A 17176-nucleotide genomic window follows, 5' to 3' on the forward strand; every position below is an offset into this window, starting at 1 on the left:
CGGCTCCCAGGTTAAATCGCGCCCCATGAGCGCAAGAAATAGATCCCCAACGCGGTGGTGAAGAACGACCCGACGGTGGTGATAGCGATAATGTTAGCCGCCAGCGTGGCGTTGCCGCCCATGGCGCGCGTCATCACATAGCTGCCCGAAGCGGTCGGCGTGGCGGAAAACAGGAAGATGATGCCCAACGCCGCGCCGTGAAACCCGCACAGCCAGCCGGCCAGCGTCATCAGGAACGGCACCAGAAACAGCTTGGCCGCCGACGACAGCGCCGCCACGTTGGACGAGCGGAACATGGCGCGGAAATCCAGGCTGGCGCCGGTGCACAGCAGCGCCAACGGCAGCGACAGCGCGGAGATATAGCTGCCGGTCTGGCGGATCACGGTCGGGATGCCCAGCCCGGTTTGCGCATACAGCAGCCCGCACACCAGGCCGATGATCAGCGGATTGGTGACGATGCTGCGCAGCAGCGACAGGTGGCTGATTTTCTTGCCCTGCCCGCCCTGCAGGCTGCGCGTGAGGGTGATGACCGACAGTATGTTGAACAGGATCACCGTCACCGTCAGGTACAGCGAGGCGAGCGCAATGCCTTCGCTGCCGTAGGCGGTCATGGCGTAGGCCAGACCGACGATGGCGGTGTTGGCGCGAAAGCCGCCCTGTACGAACACCCCGCGCTCACGCGGTTCTTTCACCAGCCACTTGGCCGCCAGCTCCAAGAGCAGGAAGGTCGCCAGCGTGCCGACTGCGCCGAACAGCACCAGCGGCAGATTGCCAAGCAGCTGCGGATGGTTGGTGGCGATGCTGAAAAACAGCAGGCACGGTAGCGCCAAATTGAACACCAGGCGGGTCGCGCCGTCGACGAAACGGTCATCCATCAGGCGCCAATGGCGCAGCAGGATCCCCAGCAGCATCATCAGCAAATTCGGCACGGTGACGTTAAACGCAAAACTCCAGGTTTCCCAGGACATGGTGTTCCTTCAGGCAGGCGAGGTAATCCTCAGATAATAAAACGATTTCGGGCCAATAAAAAAGGGCGCGGCATCACTGCCGCGCCCCTCATGAGCGATTACTTGCTCTTTTTCAGGTGGCTCATCAGGCGCTTGCGCTTACGCATCTGGGTTGGCGTCAGCAGATTGCGTTTACCGGCGAACGGGTTGTCACCCTCTTTGAACTGGATGCGGATCGGCGTCCCCATCACGTTCAGCGAGCGGCGGAAGTAGTTCATCAGGTAGCGCTTGTACGAATCGGACAGATCGCTGACCTGGTTGCCGTGGATCACCACGATCGGCGGGTTGTAACCGCCGGCGTGGGCGTATTTCAGCTTCACGCGGCGGCCGCGCACCAACGGCGGCTGGTGATCGTCCACCGCCATCTGCATGATTTTGGTCAGCATCGAGGTGTTTACGCGGCGGGTTGCGCACTCGTAGGCTTCCTGTACCGATTCGAACAGGTTGCCGACGCCGCTGCCGTGCAGGGCGGAAATGAAGTGCACGCGCGCGAAGTCGACGAAGCCCAGACGCAGATCGAGCATTTCTTTCACATGCTCGCGATCTTCTTCACTCATGCCGTCCCATTTGTTGACCGCAATCACCAGTGAGCGCCCACTATTGAGGATAAAGCCGAGCAGCGAGAGATCCTGATCGGAGATGCCTTCACGCGCGTCGATCACCAGCAGCACCACGTTGGCGTCTTCAATCGCCTGCAGGGTCTTGATCACCGAGAACTTCTCGACGGTTTCGGTCACCTTGCCGCGTTTGCGCACCCCGGCGGTGTCGATCAGCACGTATTCGCGTTCGTCGCGCACCATTGGAATGTAGATGCTGTCGCGGGTGGTGCCCGGCATGTCATACACCACCACGCGTTCCTCGCCCAGGATGCGGTTAGTGAGCGTAGACTTACCGACGTTCGGGCGGCCGACGATCGCCAGCTTGATCGGCAGATCCTGCGGGTTGAACGCTTCTTCCGGCTCTTCGTCTTCTTCGCCTTCCAGCGTTTCACCGTTTTGCTCGGCCCAGTAAGCGGCATTGGCCTCTTCCTCGGTCAGCTCGACGTCTTCCGGTTTTTCCGGCACGAACGGCACCAGCACGTGTTCGATCAGCTGGGTCACGCCGCGGCCATGAGAAGCGGCGATAGCGAACACTTCCCCTAGGCCGAGCGAGTAGAAATCGGCGGTGGCGGTGTCCGGATCCAGGCCGTCGGTCTTGTTGGCCACCAGGAAGGTCGCTTTCTGGCGGCTGCGCAGGTGCTGGGCGATGCCCTGATCCGCCGGCATCAGCCCGGCGCGGGCGTCGACCATGAACAGCACGATATCCGCTTCTTCGATCGCCAGCAGCGACTGGCCGGCCATGCGCGTTTCGACGCCGTCTTCGGTGCCGTCGATGCCGCCGGTATCGACGATGATGAATTCATTGCCTTCGATTTCAGCACGACCATACTTGCGGTCACGCGTCAGCCCCGGGAAATCCGCCACCAGCGCATCACGCGTATGGGTTAAACGGTTGAACAAGGTGGATTTACCCACATTCGGGCGCCCGACCAGCGCGACGACAGGTATCATTGTTGAAGCCTCATTACTTAATAATCAATGCGTTACTGCACTGTGGATAGACACCAGCGGTGCAGCTTATAAAATACGAAACGGCCCCTGAACATTCAGGAGCCGTTTTCCCCTTCATCTTTCGCGCCACAGCGGCGTTGTCTGCGCACCTTCGCCTCGGTCACTTAGCTCACTAAGCTCCCGAGGACTCATGCGCTTGCCGCCTGGCTGCAACCCGAAATCTTTCGGGCGCAAGAAGGATCACGACGAGCGGCGTTAGCGGGTGAAAGCGTAAACTTTCCCGCCGCGAGCCTGGATGATCAGCTTGTCGCTGGCCACCATCGGCGCAGACAGGAAGCCGGAGCTGTCCACTTCCTGCTGGGCGACAAAACGGCCATCGGTGGTGTTGATCCAGTGCAGATAGCCTTCGGCGTCACCGGTCACCAGATAACCATTATACATCACCGGCGGCGTCAGGTTACGGTGCAGCAGATCGCTCTGCGTCCACACGGTCACGCCGCCTTCGGTGCTGAGCGCCACCACGCGATCGTTCTGGTCGATCAGGTAGATGCGGCCCGCGTCGACGATGAAATCATTCACCGAACCCAGTTCGCGTTTCCAGATGATCTGGCCGGAACGCAGATCCAGCGCCGTCAGGTTGCCGTTGTAACCCAGCGCGTAGACCACGCCGTCAACGATCACCGGCGTGGTGTCCACGTCGTTCAGGCGATCGATTTCGGTCGCGCCGCTCGGCTGAGAAATGCGCTGCTGCCAGATAATCTGGCCCTGCTGCATCAGCACGGCGCTGACGCGGCCGTTGTCACCGCCGACGATGGCGGCGCCAAAGGCGACGGCCGGCGCGGATTCACCGCGCAGCGACAGCGAAGGCATGTCCAGGTTAACTGTCCACTTCACCGCGCCGTCGGCTTCATTCAGCGCCTGCAGCATGCCGTTGGAGGTGTGCACCAACACCATGCCGTCGCTGACAACCGGACGGGAGATCGCTTCGCCGGCCACTTTGGTCTGCCAGGCGATGGCGCCATCGGCGGTGTTCAATGCGTAAACCACCGCTTTTTCGCTGCCGACGTAAACCTTGTCGCCCGCGACCGTCAGGCCGCCCGACAGCAGCGCAGACAGGTTGCTGGAGAAGAAGCCGGTCTTCTCGGAGAGATTGACCTTCCACTTCTCGTTGCCGCTGTCGGCGTCCATCGCTTTCACGATGCCGAAGCGATCGGCGGCGTAAATGGTGCTGTCCTGATAGGCCGGACGCAGGTGGGAGTAATACTCACCGATGCCGTCGCCCACCGAGGTGCTCCACGCCTTACTCGGCGTAAACTGATTTTCAACTTTCGGCAACGGCGACATGGTAACCACGTCTTCTTCGCTGTTAAACAGCGAGCAACCACTCAGCAAGGCAGCGGAAACCAGTCCGACCAAGAGTGTTTTACGCAATTGCATGGGAATTCCCCTTAGCTGGACAAGTTATTCAATTTCATGCGCAGCAGAACCTGCAGCGCCTGAGAAGCATTGGACTCAATGCCTTTGCTGTAAGCTTCGCGCGCGCCCTTGGCGTCGCCCTTGGCCAGCAATACATCGCCGCGCACATCCTGCATCATCGCCGCCCAGCCTTCGCCTTTCACGCCATCCAGCGTTTTCAGCGCTTCATCCAGCTTTTTCTCCTGCAGCTGGACGCGAGCCAGACGCAGGTCGATCATCGCCAACAGGTTGTCGTCTTTGGTCTGGCCCTGCGCCAGCGCCAGCTGCTGTTCCGCCTTGGCGAAATCATTCTGTTCGACAAAGTGCTTGGCCAACTGCAGCGCGGCCAGTACGCCGTAGCTGTTGCCGTTGGCCTGGACAAATTTCTCCGCGGCAGCCACGTCATCCGGCTTGCCGGCCGCCAGACGATCGCTGGCTTCCTGATAGGATTGCGATGCCGCCATCATGTTGGAGTTTTCATGGCTCTGCCAGTAACGCCAGCCAACCAGGGCACCAATTCCGAGCACCACGCCCACCGCCAGCGCTTTGCCGTTCTCGGCAAAGAACCGACGCAGTGCGTCGACTTGTTCGTTTTCAGTGGTATAGACTTCCACGGTGTCCTTCTCCTTAACCTAACATCAAAGCCAGACGCGCAGCGACTTCGCTTTGCGCCAGCGTTTCTTGTTCACCACTGCGCAGGTCTTTCACCACCACCTGCTGCGCCGCCACTTCGCTCTCACCCAGGATCAGCGCGATGCGCGCGCCCCATTTGTCCGCACGGGTGATCTGCTTCTTGAAGTTGCCGCCGCCGTAATTGGTCATCAGCTTCAGCTGCGGCGCCGCGTCGCGCACCTGTTCAGCCAGCCGCATCGCCGCGCTCTGGGTGCCCGCGCCGGAAGAGATGACGTACACGTCGATAGCCGACGGCGCCTTGAATTCCGGGTTGACCGCCTGTACCAGCAGCACCAGACGCTCAAGGCCCATGGCGAAACCGACCGCCGGGGTGGCGCGGCCGCCCAGTTGCTCGACCAGGCCGTCGTAACGGCCGCCCGCGCAGACGGTGCCCTGCGCGCCCAGGCTGGTGGTCACCCACTCAAACACGGTGCGGTTGTAGTAATCCAGACCGCGCACCAGGCGCTCGTTAACGGTATATGGGATACCTGCCTGCGCCAAAAGTTCACACAGACCGGCGAAGTGAGCACGGGATTCTTCATCCAGGTACTCGGACAGGCGCGGCGCGTCGTTCAGCAGCGCCTGCACTTCAGGATTTTTGGAGTCCAGCACGCGCAGCGGGTTGCTGTACATGCGGCGTTTGCAGTCTTCGTCCAGCACCTCGACGTGCTGCTCCAGGAACGCCACCAGCGCGTCGCGGTAGTTGGCGCGCGCCTCCAGCGAGCCGATGGAGTTCAGCTCCAGCTTGACGTGCTCGGCGATGCCCAGCGCTTTCCACCAGCGGGCGGTCAGCAGGATCAGCTCGGCGTCGATATCCGGGCCCTGCAGGCCGAACACTTCCGCGCCCAGCTGATGGAACTGACGGTAACGCCCCTTCTGCGGGCGCTCGTAGCGGAACATCGGGCCGATGTACCACAGACGCTGTTCCTGATTGTACAGCAGACCATGTTCGATGCCGGCGCGCACGCAGCCAGCCGTCCCTTCCGGACGCAGCGTCAGGCTTTCGCCGTTGCGGTCTTCGAAGGTATACATCTCTTTTTCCACGACGTCGGTCACTTCGCCGATCGCGCGTTTGAATAACGGGGTCTGCTCTACAATCGGCAACCGGATTTCGCTGTAACCGTAGCCGCCCAGCACCTGCTTGAGGGTGCCTTCAATACGCTGCCATAATGCCGTTTCTTCCGGCAGGTAGTCGTTCATGCCGCGAATGGCTTGAATGTTCTTTGCCACGTGAGTTCTCTGTCCGTTGTCTGTAAAAATGAACCCGATTATAGGGACTTTGCCGCCCGGTATTCAACGCGGATGCGGTTTTCCGCCCTTCAGGTGCATAAACAAGCGGGCCAACAGGCCCGCCGTGTAGCGATAACGCTTATTTTTCCAGCAGGTTGACCGTGATGCGGTTGCTTTCGTCCATCATCGCAGCCTTGGCGCGAATTTTCGCCTCCAGCTGGTCGATCATCTGTTCGTTGTCGAAACGCTCTTTCTGGCGCACGCCGTCTTCATAGAAGCCGCTCTTCTTATGGCCGCCGGTCACGCCCATGGTGGAGACCAGCGCTTCGCCCGGGCCGTTCACCACGCAGCCGATGATCGAAACGTCCATCGGCGTGATGATATCTTCCAGGCGCTGCTCCAGCGCGTTCACCGTGCCGATCACGTCGAACTCCTGACGCGAGCAGGTCGGGCAGGCGATGAAGTTGATGCCGCGCGCGCGGATGCGCAACGACTTCAGGATGTCGAAACCGACCTTCACCTCTTCGACCGGATCCGCCGCCAGCGAGATGCGCAGGGTATCGCCGATGCCTTCAGACAGCAGCATGCCCAGGCCGATGGCCGATTTGACCGACCCGCTGCGCGCGCCGCCGGCTTCGGTGATGCCCAGGTGCAGCGGCTGATCGATGCGCGACGCCAGCAAGCGGTAGGATTGCACCGCCAGGAACACGTCCGACGCCTTGACGCTGACCTTAAACTGGTCGAAGTTGAGGCGATCGAGGATGTCCACATGGCGCATGGCGGATTCCAGCAGCGCTTCCGGCGTAGGTTCGCCGTACTTCTCCTGCAGATCTTTCTCCAGCGAGCCGCCGTTGACGCCGATGCGAATCGGGATGTTCTTGTCGCGGGCGCAGTCCACCACCGATCGAATGCGCGATTCGTTGCCGATGTTGCCCGGGTTGATGCGCAGGCAGTCTACGCCATATTCGGCAACCTGCAGCGCGATGCGATAATCGAAGTGGATATCGGCGACCAGCGGCACGTTGACCTGCTGCTTGATCAGCTTGAACGCCTCGGCGGCGTCCATGGTAGGAACCGAAACGCGGACGATGTCGACGCCCACGCGCTCCAGCGCTTTGATCTGATTAACCGTTGCTTCAACATCGGTGGTACGGGTGTTGGTCATCGACTGCACGGCAATCGGCGCGCCATCACCAATAGGCACCTTGCCGACGTAAATGCGTGTAGATTTTCGACGGTTGATGGGCGCTTGGTTATGCATTACTTACTCTCCATTGCTGCTCTGACATCACGACCAGCCGCGCGATTACTGCGCGGCGACGGTCAGGCGAGCAACACGGTTTGACTTAACGAACCGGCTTAAATCAACCGGTTTACCCTGATACTGGATCTGAACTGCCGCCGGCGCGCCGATGGTCAGTTTATACGGCGCAGTGCCGGTCAGGTTCAGCTTGCCACCTTGCTTCTGGGTGCCGCTGAACAGCGTTTTACCGCTCGCGTCGGTCACCTGCAGCCAGCAGTCGGCGGAGAAATCCATCACCAGCGCGTTCGGATCGGCCGCCGGCGCAGCCACGCCCGCATCGGCGGTCGGCAACGGCGCTTGTGCCGCCGGCGCGGTTTCCGGCAGGGTTGTCTGGCTTGGCGACACCACGGCAGGCTGCTGCTGGGCCGCGCTCGGCGCCTGGGCGGTCGCCGCAGGCGCCTGAGCCGCTGCGCCGGTATCAGCCGGCGCGGCGCTGTTGTCGGTCAACGGCACGTTGGTGCCGGCGTCGGCATTGCCGTCGGTCAGCGGCACGGACTGCCCTTCGTTATTCTGTGAAAGCTGCGCCGAGGATTGATCGGCCATGGTGGCGATCTCTTCCTGCTGCGCCTTGTGGTTTTGCCACCACCAGGCGCCGGTCAGGCCGATCACCACGAACACGATAAGCCAGGTGAAGCTCATCAGCCAGCCGTCGCGTTTCTTGCGGCGCTTGCCCAGCGAGAAGCTTTGCATCGGCGCCACTTTCGCCATCTTCAACGGCGCCTGCTTGGCCAGCATCGGCAGCAGTTCGTCTTCCGGCAAATGCACCAGCTTGGCGTAGGAACGGATGTAGCCGCGCACGAAGGTGGACGCGAGGTCAGCAGACACGCTGTCTTCCTCGATATCGCGCACGGTGGACATTTTGAGACACAGGCGTTCTGCAACGGTCTGTTGGCTCAACCCGAGTTGCTCACGGGCCTGACGCAGGCGCTGGCCCGTCGTCATGGATACGGTTTTATCTTGGGAGGCTTCAGTATTCATTAGCTAAGAACTGCTGGTACTGTTTGGATTGTGGAAAACTTCGCGCTAGCTGTTTGCCATAGCGTTGAACGCTATCCTGGCGGCCGGCTGACGCGGCGAAACGAATCTGTAACCATAAGCTGCTGGCGCTGGCCGGCAGAACATGCTGATAAACATCCAATAAAAATTGCGACTGGGCGCGCTTCCCTTCTCCAAATTGCTTTTCGGCCTCCGCCAGCAGCGGAGCGCCTTTGTCCGGATCGACTTTTAGCGCGCGGCTCAACAGCGTGCGCGCCTCATCGTTTTGTCCGGCCTTGAGAAAACAGTAACCTGCGTTTTCCAGGCTGTCGGCGACCTGGCCATAATCGGGCGCCAGCGCCGCAGCGCTAAACTGCTGTTGCGCCGGTACATACTGCCCTAAACCGCAAAGAAACGCACCGTAATTATTCAGTACGGTGCCATTGCCCGGCGCAAGTTTGAGCGCTTGCCGATAACGCTGTTCGGCCGCGGTGTTTTCACCGATCCGCTGCGCGTAGAGCGCCATGCCCAATTGCGTGCGGTAATCCTGCGGGGCCGCGTCCAGCGCCTTTTCCAGGTTCTGGCGCGCGGCGTCCATGTCGCCTTGCTGCAGGTACTCCAGGCCCAGCTGCAACCGCGTCTGGCCCGCCTCAGAGACTTGCGCTTCCTTTTCCGGCGCCGAACCGGAACACCCGGCCAACAGTCCGGCCGCCAGCCACACACCCCACAGTTTCAGCTTCATGCCCGCATTCATTTCCTTATCGGCCGCCAGCTAACGCCCATTAGCGTGAATATTTCACATAACAGGCTGTTAGATAACAAAAAAATGGTGCTATAGGATTCAGACCGCCCGTACGTTGATAGGTTCCCCGGCCATTTTCTTTTTCAGGGTACGCTTGGTACGGTCGATCACTTCACCCGCCAGTTGCCCGCAGGCGGCGTCGATATCGTCACCGCGGGTTTTACGAACAATAGTCGTAAAGCCGTATTCCATCAACACCTTGGAGAAACGATCCACCCGGCTGTTGGAGCTGCGGCCGTACGGAGCGCCCGGGAACGGGTTCCATGGGATCAGGTTGATCTTGCACGGCGTGTCTTTCAGCACTTCCGCCAGCTGATGCGCGTCGTCGGTGCTGTCGTTGATATGATCCAGCATCACATACTCGACGGTGACGCGGCCCTGGTTGGCGTTGGATTTCTCCAGGTAGCGACGCACCGCGGACAGGAAGGTTTCGATGTTGTACTTGCGGTTGATCGGCACGATCTCATCACGGATAGTGTCGTTCGGCGCGTGCAGCGAAATAGCCAGCGCCACGTCGATCATGTCGCCCAGCTTGTCCAGCGCCGGCACCACGCCGGAGGTAGATAGAGTCACGCGGCGTTTGGACAGGCCAAAGCCGAAGTCGTCCAGCATGATTTCCATCGCCGGCACCACGTTGTTCAGGTTGAGCAGCGGCTCGCCCATGCCCATCATCACCACGTTGGTGATCGGGCGTTGGCCGGTCACCTTCAGCGCGCCGATGATCTTCGCCGCGCGCCACACCTGGCCGATGATTTCCGACACGCGCAGGTTGCGGTTGAAGCCCTGCTGCGCCGTCGAACAGAATTTGCACTCCAACGCGCAGCCTACCTGCGAGGAGACGCACAGCGTCGCGCGGTCGGCTTCCGGGATATATACGGTTTCGACCTGCTGATCGCCCACCTTGATCGCCCACTTGATGGTGCCGTCGGCCGAACGCTGTTCTTCCGCCACTTCCGGCGCGCGGATTTCCGCCACGCGCTGCAGCTTGCCGCGCAGGACTTTGTTGATGTCGGTCATCTGCTCGAAATCGTCGCAGCAGTAGTGGTAAATCCACTTCATCACCTGATCGGCGCGGAACGGTTTTTCGCCCATTTCGGCGAAGAACTCGCGCATTTGCTGGCGGTTCAGATCCAGCAGGTTGATTTTGGCCGCAGCCGGTTGCTCCACGTTAACGGAGGGGGTAGTCAGCGAATTATTTTCAGACACGGTGTGCTCGGACGTGATGGGTTCTAACATAATGATCTCTGGCCTCGTTATTACACGTTATGGCGCTAAAGAATGGACAGTAAGTTGTGCATTTCAGCCCGCGAGATTCGGGTGGCGGCACTAAAAACACGCCCCTGACAAGTCGTCTTATCAGGGGCGCGGCATTGTACAAATTTTAGTAGCGGGTTTCTATGGCTGAAAGGCATTCAGGGCATTTTTATTGTTTCAGCCGGTGAATGCCTGGCTATCAGCTCAGAAACGGCACGATTAACGTGCGCAGATTTCGCTTTCGTTGAAGAAGTAAGCGATTTCACGCTGTGCGGATTCAACGGAGTCGGAACCGTGAACGGCGTTAGCGGTGAAGCTGTCCGCGTAGTCGGCGCGCAGGGTGCCGGCCAGTGCGTTGTCCGGGTTGGTTGCGCCCATGATGTCGCGGTTGCGCTGCACGGCGTTTTCAGATTCCAGAACCTGCACCATGATTGGGCCAGAGGTCATGAACTCAACCAGACCGTCGAAGAATGGGCGGCCTTTGTGCTCAGCGTAGAAGCCTTCAGCTTGTTCGCGAGTCAGACGCAGCATTTTAGCGGCGATGATTTTGAAACCGGCGCGCTCGAAACGCGCGTAGATAGCGCCGATGTCGTTGTTGGCTACAGCGTTTGGTTTAACGATGGAAAAGGTACGTTCTACGGTCATGATGGCCTCTGTATGACTTCCAAAACAGGCCGGTCTGCAATGTTGCCGGCCTTCTCAAGTGGCGCAGATTATATGTGCGCCGTTAACGCTTGCCTACGGGAAAATCAACATTTCATTAAAAAAATATGATCTTCCTGCGGCATTTCCGACCACGCGCCGCGTTACTGGGTCTTGTCGGTGGACGGGATCAAATTGCGCAGCCAACTGCCCCAGCGGCGCTGATAAAACGGCTGCGTATGGGCGATCAGGTAGTGGCTGATGCCGCGCTCTTTCTCCGACACCAGGCAGAAATCGACCGGTTCGTCATTCGGCGCCGTTTCGCTGGCGACGCTGCCGGCCTCGTTGATCAACGCCTCGATCTCCGCCGGTTCTGCATCCACTTCCAGCCCGATCAGCAGATTCGGCTTCTCGTCCGCCGCCTGGTCGTGCATCAGCGCCAGAAACGCGCGGCGCACCGGTTTGCGCTGGCTGAACAGCGTGGTCAGCGCATCCACCATCGCCGACGGGTACTCTTCGGGCTGCCCCAACAGGATTTGGGTTTCTTTGTCGACGTAATGCTCAACCGATTTGACGACGCCGCCGGTCGCCAGCAGCATCGCCACCTCTTCCGGATAGAACTCTTTGCCGTACTCCGCCTTCGGGTTGAGGAACAGATCCGCGCCCTGGGTGATTTCGAACAGCACCCGCGCCGGCATGGCGATGAACGGCTGTCCGTCCTCAACGGCCTTCTGCAACGCTTCCAGCGAGGTGAAGAACGGAATGATGCTGCCGCCGTCCTGCTTTTCCCAATGCTGGATATTGACCGGCGTATCCGCGTTCAGCGTGATGTCGCCGTCCTGCTGCACCTGCTCGCTGTCGCCGAGGATCAGCACCGTGGCCTCGAGCAGTTCACGGAAGAACGCCGGACGGTGGGCCGGCTCCGTCACCGCCAGCTTCAGCAGGCGTTCAAGCTCGTTCTCGCTCGGGGCGGCATCGTGATGATGGGAACTCATGGCAAACTCCAGGGATCAAATAGCGAGGCCCAGCATGCTGGGCCCCGAAGATAATGCGCATTCTAGCGCCCGACGCGGCGGGCGTTCAATTATTTGGCTTTGCTCAGCAACAGATTGGCCAGGGTGCGCACGCCCAGCCCGGTCGCGCCGGCCGACCACTGCTCCACCGCGCCTTTGCGGTAAGTAGCGGAACAGTCGATGTGCAGCCAGCCCTGTTGGTAATTCTTGACGAAGTGCGACAGGAAGGCCGCCGCGGTGCTGGCGCCGGCGGTGTAGGCCGGGCCGGCCACGTTGTTCAATTCGGCGAAGTTGGATGGCAGCTGGCTGCGGTGGAACTCGGCCAGCGGCAGACGCCAGAACGGCTCTTGCTCGGCGGCGGCGCTGCTGAGCAGCTCTTGCGCCAGCGCATCGTCGAAGCTGAACAGGGCGTGATAGTCGTTGCCCACCGCGGTTTTGGCCGCGCCGGTCAGGGTCGCGCAGTCGATAATCAGCTGCGGATTCTGCTCAGAAGCGTCGATCAGGCCGTCGGCCAGCACCAGGCGCCCTTCCGCATCGGTGTTCATCACCTCAACGGTTTTGCCGTTGCGATAGCGAATGATATCGCCCAGTTTGAAGGCGTTGCCGCTGACCATGTTGTCGGCGCAGCACAGGTACAGCTTCACGCGCTGCTTCAGACCGCGCGCCGCCGCCAGCGCCAGCGCGCCGGTGATGGTCGCTGCGCCGCCCATGTCAGCCTTCATCGAATCCATAAAGGCGCTCTGTTTCAGGCTATAACCGCCGGTATCGAAGGTGATGCCCTTGCCGACCAGGCATGCGAACACCGGCGCATCCGGGTTGCCGGTCGGGTTGAAGTCCAGCGCCAGCAGCACCGGCGGGCGTTCGGAACCGCGGCCGACGGTGTGGATGCCGGCATAGTTCTGCTCGCGCAGATCTTCGCCCTTGGTGATGCGGTAGCTGACGGCATCGCAGCCGACGTCGCACATCAGATCGACGGCGCGGGTCGCCAATTGCTCCGGCCCCAGCTCTTCCGCCGGCATATTGATGGTGTCGCGCACCCAGTCAACGATCTTCAGGCGCTTATCCAGCTCCTGACGCGCGGCTTCCGGCAGCTCGGCCCATTCGACGTTGCGCTGCCCTTTCGGCCCGCGGTAGCCCTGCCAAAACGCCCAGCTGTTTTCCAAATCCCAACCGTCGCCGGCCAGCTTGACGTTTTTGATGCCTTGGCCGTCAATTTTGCGGCCCGCGCGCTGGATCGCGCCCAGCTTGTCGGCGCCGGTCAGATGGATGGTCATCCCTTCGCCGTTGGTGCTCAGCAGCGCTTTCTCGCCCCAGCGGGCGTCGGCAGGTTGTTGCGACAGCATGACCTGCATGAATTCTGTTGTCATAGCCTTCTTACTCCGGATTATTCTTTTATTAATCTTGTCGGATACAAAATAAACGGGCCGCCTATGGCAGCCCGTTACGCTATTTACTCCGCTTCATCTAACCAGACCAGCAGGATCGCTTCCAGTACTTTTTCATTGGAAGCCTGCGGATCGTCATCGAACTCTTCCAGATCGCAGATCCACTGATGCATGTCGGTAAAACGCACGGTTTTCGGATCGGTGTCCGGGTATTGGTCGTACAGGGCTTCGCCGATTTCACGGCTGTCGGTCCACTTCAGTCCCATTATGATCTCCTGGTTGGCGCCGCGGCTAACAATTAATGCTCACGCGCGTGGTTGACGGTGTAACGCGGCATTTCGACCACCAGATCTTCGTCGGCGACCAGCGCCTGGCAGCTCAGACGGCTTTCAGGCTCCAGCCCCCAGGCTTTGTCCAGCATGTCGTCTTCCAGCTCGCTGCTCTCTTCCAGCGAATCGAAACCTTCACGCACGATGCAGTGGCAGGTGGTGCAGGCGCAGGATTTCTCGCAGGCGTGCTCGATTTCAATGCCGTTGCGCAGCGCAACGTTGAGGATCGACTCCCCTTTTTCGGCTTCCAGAACCGCCCCTTCCGGGCACAGATCTTGATGGGGCAGGAAAACAATTTTAGGCATGGTTAAACCTCATCCACAGAATGGCCAGCCAGCGCGCGGCGAATGGAAGCGTCCATGCGGCGCGCGGCAAAATCTTGCGTTTGTGCATCTAATGTTTTGATGGCGTCTTCGATAGCGGCGGGATCTTCACCCTGCGCCGCCTGCTGCAACGCCTGGGTCGCGGCGGCGATCGCCTGGCTTTCCGCCTCGCTCAGCAGCGCGGCGTCGGTGGCCAGCGCGCCCTGCAGGCTTTCCAGCACCCGCGCGGCTTCCACGCGTTGCTCCGCCAGCTTGCGCGCGCCCACGTCGCTTTGCGCGTTGGCCATCGAATCCTTGATCATGCCGGCGATTTCGCTGTCCGACAGGCCGTACGACGGCTTGACCTGGATCGAGGCTTCCACGCCGGTGGATTTCTCCATCGCGGTGACGCTCAACAGGCCGTCGGCATCCACCTGGAAGGTGACGCGAATATGCGCGCCCCCGGCAGGCAGCGGCGGCAGGCCGCGCAGCGTGAAACGCGCCAGCGAACGGCAATCCTGCACCAGCTCGCGCTCGCCCTGCAGCACGTGGATCATCATTGCGCTCTGGCCGTCTTTAAAGGTGGTGAACTCCTGCGCGCGCGCCACCGGAATGGTGGTGTTGCGCGGGATCACTTTCTCCACCAGGCCACCCATGGTTTCGAGGCCCAGCGACAGCGGGATCACGTCCAGCAGCAGCATGTCGCTGTCCGGCTTGTTGCCCACCAGGATGTCGGCCTGGATCGCGGCGCCGATGGCGACCACTTTATCCGGATCGATCGACGTCAGCGGCGTGCGGCCGAAGAAGGCCCCCACCTGCTCACGCACCAGAGGCACGCGGGTGGAGCCGCCGACCATCACCGCTTCCAGCACCTCGTCGGCGGCGACGCCGGCGTCTTTCAGCGCGCGGCGGCAAGCCATCAGCGTACGTTTCACCAGCGGGGCGATCAGCGCTTCAAACTGGGCGCGGGTCACTTCGCCCTGCCAACCGGCCACCTCAACGCGCACGCTGTCGGCATCGCTTAATGCGATTTTGGCGGCGATGGCGGCATCCAGCAGTTGGCGCTGCACGCCGTGATCGCTGCGATCGGCCACGCCGGCCTGCTCACGCAGCCAGTCGGCCAACAGATGATCGAAATCGTCGCCGCCCAGCGCGGAATCGCCGCCGGTGGCCAGCACTTCGAACACGCCGCGGCTGAGGCGCAGAATGGAGATATCAAAGGTGCCGCCGCCCAGATCGTAAACCGCGATCACCCCTTCCTGGCCGGAATCCAGCCCGTAGGCGATCGCCGCAGCGGTCGGTTCGTTCAGCAGGCGCAGGACATGCAGGCCGGCCAGACGCGCCGCGTCTTTGGTGCCCTGGCGCTGCGCGTCGTCGAAGTAAGCGGGAACGGTGATCACGACGCCATCCAGCTCGCCTTCCAGCGCCGCTTGCGCGCGCGCGGACAGAGCCCGCAGGATGTCGGCGGAAACGCCGACCGGGTTAACCGGGCCGGCGGCGGTGACGATCAGCGGCAGGCCGTTGTCGCTGGCTTGGAATTGGTACGGCAGGTTCGGGTAACGTTGCTGCACGTCCGCCAACGAGCGGCCCATCATGCGTTTGATGGAGCTGACGGTATTGGCCGGATCCTGCGCCGCCTGTTGGCGCGCCTCCCAGCCGACGCGCTGCGCGTCCGCCTGATAATGCACCACCGAAGGCAGCAAATGGCGCCCCTGATCGTCGGCCAGCGTTTCCGCTTGCCCGCTGCGCACCGTGGCGACCAGCGAGTTGGTGGTGCCTAAGTCGATGCCGGCGGCCAGACGTCGCTGGTGCGGCGCGGCGCTGAGGCCAGGCTCACTAATTTGTAATAAGGCCATGTTGAAGCTTCCACAATCAGAATCAGAAGGTGTTACTCAAAACCCAGCAGTTTTTCTTCGAGTTGTTCAACCTGTTGCTGGAGTTTGTCCAAAAAGCGCAGCTTGCGCACGGTGTCGGCGGCATCCGCCCACTGTTCACTGTCCAACTGCTGCAGCATCAGCGCGCTGCGCTGCTTGATGGAGGTGGCCAGCCGCGCGCCGAAATCGGCCAGCAGGCTTTCCGCATCCGGTTTGCGCTCAATGGCGTCGAGCTCTTCGCGCAGCTCCAGCTGTTCCATCAGGAACGCGGTGTCGCGCATCGTATGCTGTTCGTTGCCCAGATCGAAGCCGTGCAAAGATAGCATATACTCCGCGCGTTTTAACGGGTGCTTCAGCGCCTGGTAGGCTTCATTGATGGTCGCCGCCTGCTGCAACGCCATCAGGCGTTCGCGCTCCGGCTGGTTGGCGAAACGATCGGGGTGGAATTGGCGCTGCAGATCCTGGAAGCGGGACGCAAGCAGGCTGCCGTCCACGGTGTAGCGAACTGGCAGCCCGAATAAAGTAAAGTAATCCATAGCGTGCTCTGGGCGTTAGCGGATGAAGTTCCCCCGCCGAAACGGGGGAGCACGATGGACTGTCAGACGTTGAAACTCTCGCCGCAGCCGCACTCGCTTGAGACGTTCGGGTTGTTGAACTTGAAGCCTTCGTTCAGGCCTTCCTTAACGAAATCAAGCTCGGTGCCGTCAAGGTAGACCAGGCTCTTGCCGTCGATGATCACCTTGATGCCTTTGTCTTCAAATACGATGTCGTCATCGTTGGCTTCGTCAACAAATTCCAGCACGTACGCCATCCCGGAACAGCCGGAAGTTCGCACTCCCAGACGCAGGCCGAGACCTTTGCCGCGGTTCGTCAAAAACGCCTGAACACGCTGCGCAGCGCTGTCGCTCATGGTAATAGACATCACAACCTCACACTTCACATCAAAGCCCGGCGCGGCCGGGCCGACTCAGACAAATTACTTGGCGCTATGCTTGCTCTTATAGTCGGCAATCGCTGCTTTGATGGCGTCTTCAGCCAGGATCGAGCAGTGAATTTTGACCGGCGGCAATTCCAGCTCTTCGGCGATCTGGGTGTTTTTGATCGCTTCAGCCTGATCGAGCGACTTGCCTTTCATCCATTCGGTCACCAGCGAGCTGGAGGCGATGGCGGAACCGCAGCCATAAGTTTTAAAGCGCGCGTCTTCGATGATGCCTTCATCGTTAACCTTGATTTGCAGCTTCATCACGTCGCCACAAGCCGGCGCCCCTACCATGCCGCTGCCGACGGTAGGATCTTCGTTGTCGAAAGAACCCACGTTGCGCGGGTTTTCATAATGATCGATTACTTTTTCGCTGTAAGCCATGACCTTGCTCCTGAAACCTG

The 17176-nt window shown here is 60.6% G+C and carries 18 protein-coding genes; all 18 read right to left on the bottom strand.

Annotated features, from left to right (window positions below):
* Positions 1 to 11: 11 nt before the first annotated feature.
* The 18 genes from ACP39K_RS20670 to iscU all read right to left on the bottom strand — a co-directional run bounded on the left by ACP39K_RS20670 (position 12) and on the right by iscU (position 17156).
* Positions 12 to 968: an AEC family transporter gene (locus tag ACP39K_RS20670; RefSeq protein ID WP_048795796.1), complete on the bottom strand. Its 957-nt coding sequence runs from the start codon at positions 966 to 968 to the stop codon at positions 12 to 14.
* A gap of 98 nt (positions 969 to 1066) precedes the next feature.
* Positions 1067 to 2557 carry a ribosome biogenesis GTPase Der gene (gene der, locus ACP39K_RS20675; RefSeq protein WP_015378774.1) on the bottom strand — a complete coding sequence of 497 codons (1491 nt, stop codon included), beginning with the start codon at positions 2555 to 2557 and terminating at the stop codon, positions 1067 to 1069.
* Positions 2558 to 2812: 255 nt separating this feature from the next.
* On the bottom strand, positions 2813 to 3994 hold the full coding sequence (bamB, locus tag ACP39K_RS20680) for an outer membrane protein assembly factor BamB (protein WP_004941440.1): 1182 nt from the start codon (positions 3992 to 3994) through the stop codon (positions 2813 to 2815).
* Positions 3995 to 4005: 11 nt separating this feature from the next.
* On the bottom strand, positions 4006 to 4626 hold the full coding sequence (locus ACP39K_RS20685) for a YfgM family protein (RefSeq protein WP_033635592.1): 621 nt from the start codon (positions 4624 to 4626) through the stop codon (positions 4006 to 4008).
* A 13-nt stretch (positions 4627 to 4639) separates the two neighbouring features.
* Positions 4640 to 5914, bottom strand: a complete 1275-nt coding sequence (hisS, locus tag ACP39K_RS20690; RefSeq protein ID WP_049299977.1) for a histidine--tRNA ligase — start codon at positions 5912 to 5914, stop codon at positions 4640 to 4642.
* 139 nt (positions 5915 to 6053) lie between these two features.
* Positions 6054 to 7175: a flavodoxin-dependent (E)-4-hydroxy-3-methylbut-2-enyl-diphosphate synthase gene (gene ispG / locus ACP39K_RS20695; protein ID WP_016929756.1), complete on the bottom strand. Its 1122-nt coding sequence runs from the start codon at positions 7173 to 7175 to the stop codon at positions 6054 to 6056.
* 45 nt (positions 7176 to 7220) lie between these two features.
* Positions 7221 to 8195: a cytoskeleton protein RodZ gene (gene rodZ, locus ACP39K_RS20700; RefSeq protein WP_004941432.1), complete on the bottom strand. Its 975-nt coding sequence runs from the start codon at positions 8193 to 8195 to the stop codon at positions 7221 to 7223.
* Entirely contained in the window at positions 8185 to 8934 is a 750-nt protein-coding gene (gene pilW, locus ACP39K_RS20705) for a type IV pilus biogenesis/stability protein PilW (RefSeq protein ID WP_497008808.1), read from the bottom strand. The genes rodZ and pilW overlap by 11 nt, the downstream gene beginning before the upstream one ends.
* A 99-nt stretch (positions 8935 to 9033) precedes the next feature.
* The gene (gene rlmN, locus ACP39K_RS20710; protein WP_004941426.1) at positions 9034 to 10230 is read right to left on the bottom strand and encodes a dual-specificity RNA methyltransferase RlmN; all 1197 of its coding nucleotides are present in this window, start codon (positions 10228 to 10230) and stop codon (positions 9034 to 9036) included.
* A 237-nt stretch (positions 10231 to 10467) separates the two neighbouring features.
* On the bottom strand, positions 10468 to 10893 hold the full coding sequence (gene ndk, locus ACP39K_RS20715) for a nucleoside-diphosphate kinase (RefSeq protein ID WP_004941424.1): 426 nt from the start codon (positions 10891 to 10893) through the stop codon (positions 10468 to 10470).
* Between the two features lie 161 nt (positions 10894 to 11054).
* Positions 11055 to 11885 (bottom strand): enhanced serine sensitivity protein SseB, encoded by an 831-nt coding sequence (gene sseB / locus ACP39K_RS20720; protein WP_497008809.1) that lies wholly within the window; start codon positions 11883 to 11885, stop codon positions 11055 to 11057.
* Between the two features lie 89 nt (positions 11886 to 11974).
* The gene (gene pepB / locus ACP39K_RS20725) at positions 11975 to 13270 is read right to left on the bottom strand and encodes an aminopeptidase PepB (RefSeq protein WP_060445260.1); all 1296 of its coding nucleotides are present in this window, start codon (positions 13268 to 13270) and stop codon (positions 11975 to 11977) included.
* Positions 13271 to 13353: 83 nt separating this feature from the next.
* On the bottom strand, positions 13354 to 13554 hold the full coding sequence (gene iscX, locus ACP39K_RS20730) for a Fe-S cluster assembly protein IscX (RefSeq protein ID WP_033639618.1): 201 nt from the start codon (positions 13552 to 13554) through the stop codon (positions 13354 to 13356).
* A gap of 32 nt (positions 13555 to 13586) precedes the next feature.
* Positions 13587 to 13922: an ISC system 2Fe-2S type ferredoxin gene (gene fdx, locus ACP39K_RS20735; RefSeq protein ID WP_004941417.1), complete on the bottom strand. Its 336-nt coding sequence runs from the start codon at positions 13920 to 13922 to the stop codon at positions 13587 to 13589.
* Positions 13923 to 13924: 2 nt separating this feature from the next.
* Positions 13925 to 15775, bottom strand: coding sequence for a Fe-S protein assembly chaperone HscA (gene hscA / locus ACP39K_RS20740; protein ID WP_016929761.1), 1851 nt, complete (start codon positions 15773 to 15775; stop codon positions 13925 to 13927).
* A gap of 32 nt (positions 15776 to 15807) precedes the next feature.
* Positions 15808 to 16329: a co-chaperone HscB gene (hscB, locus tag ACP39K_RS20745; protein ID WP_016929762.1), complete on the bottom strand. Its 522-nt coding sequence runs from the start codon at positions 16327 to 16329 to the stop codon at positions 15808 to 15810.
* Positions 16330 to 16391: 62 nt separating this feature from the next.
* Entirely contained in the window at positions 16392 to 16715 is a 324-nt protein-coding gene (gene iscA / locus ACP39K_RS20750; protein WP_004941410.1) for an iron-sulfur cluster assembly protein IscA, read from the bottom strand.
* Positions 16716 to 16769: 54 nt separating this feature from the next.
* Positions 16770 to 17156 carry a Fe-S cluster assembly scaffold IscU gene (gene iscU, locus ACP39K_RS20755; RefSeq protein ID WP_004941408.1) on the bottom strand — a complete coding sequence of 129 codons (387 nt, stop codon included), beginning with the start codon at positions 17154 to 17156 and terminating at the stop codon, positions 16770 to 16772.
* Positions 17157 to 17176 lie beyond the last annotated feature (20 nt).

Source organism: Serratia sp. EC4 (genome assembly GCF_059652115.1).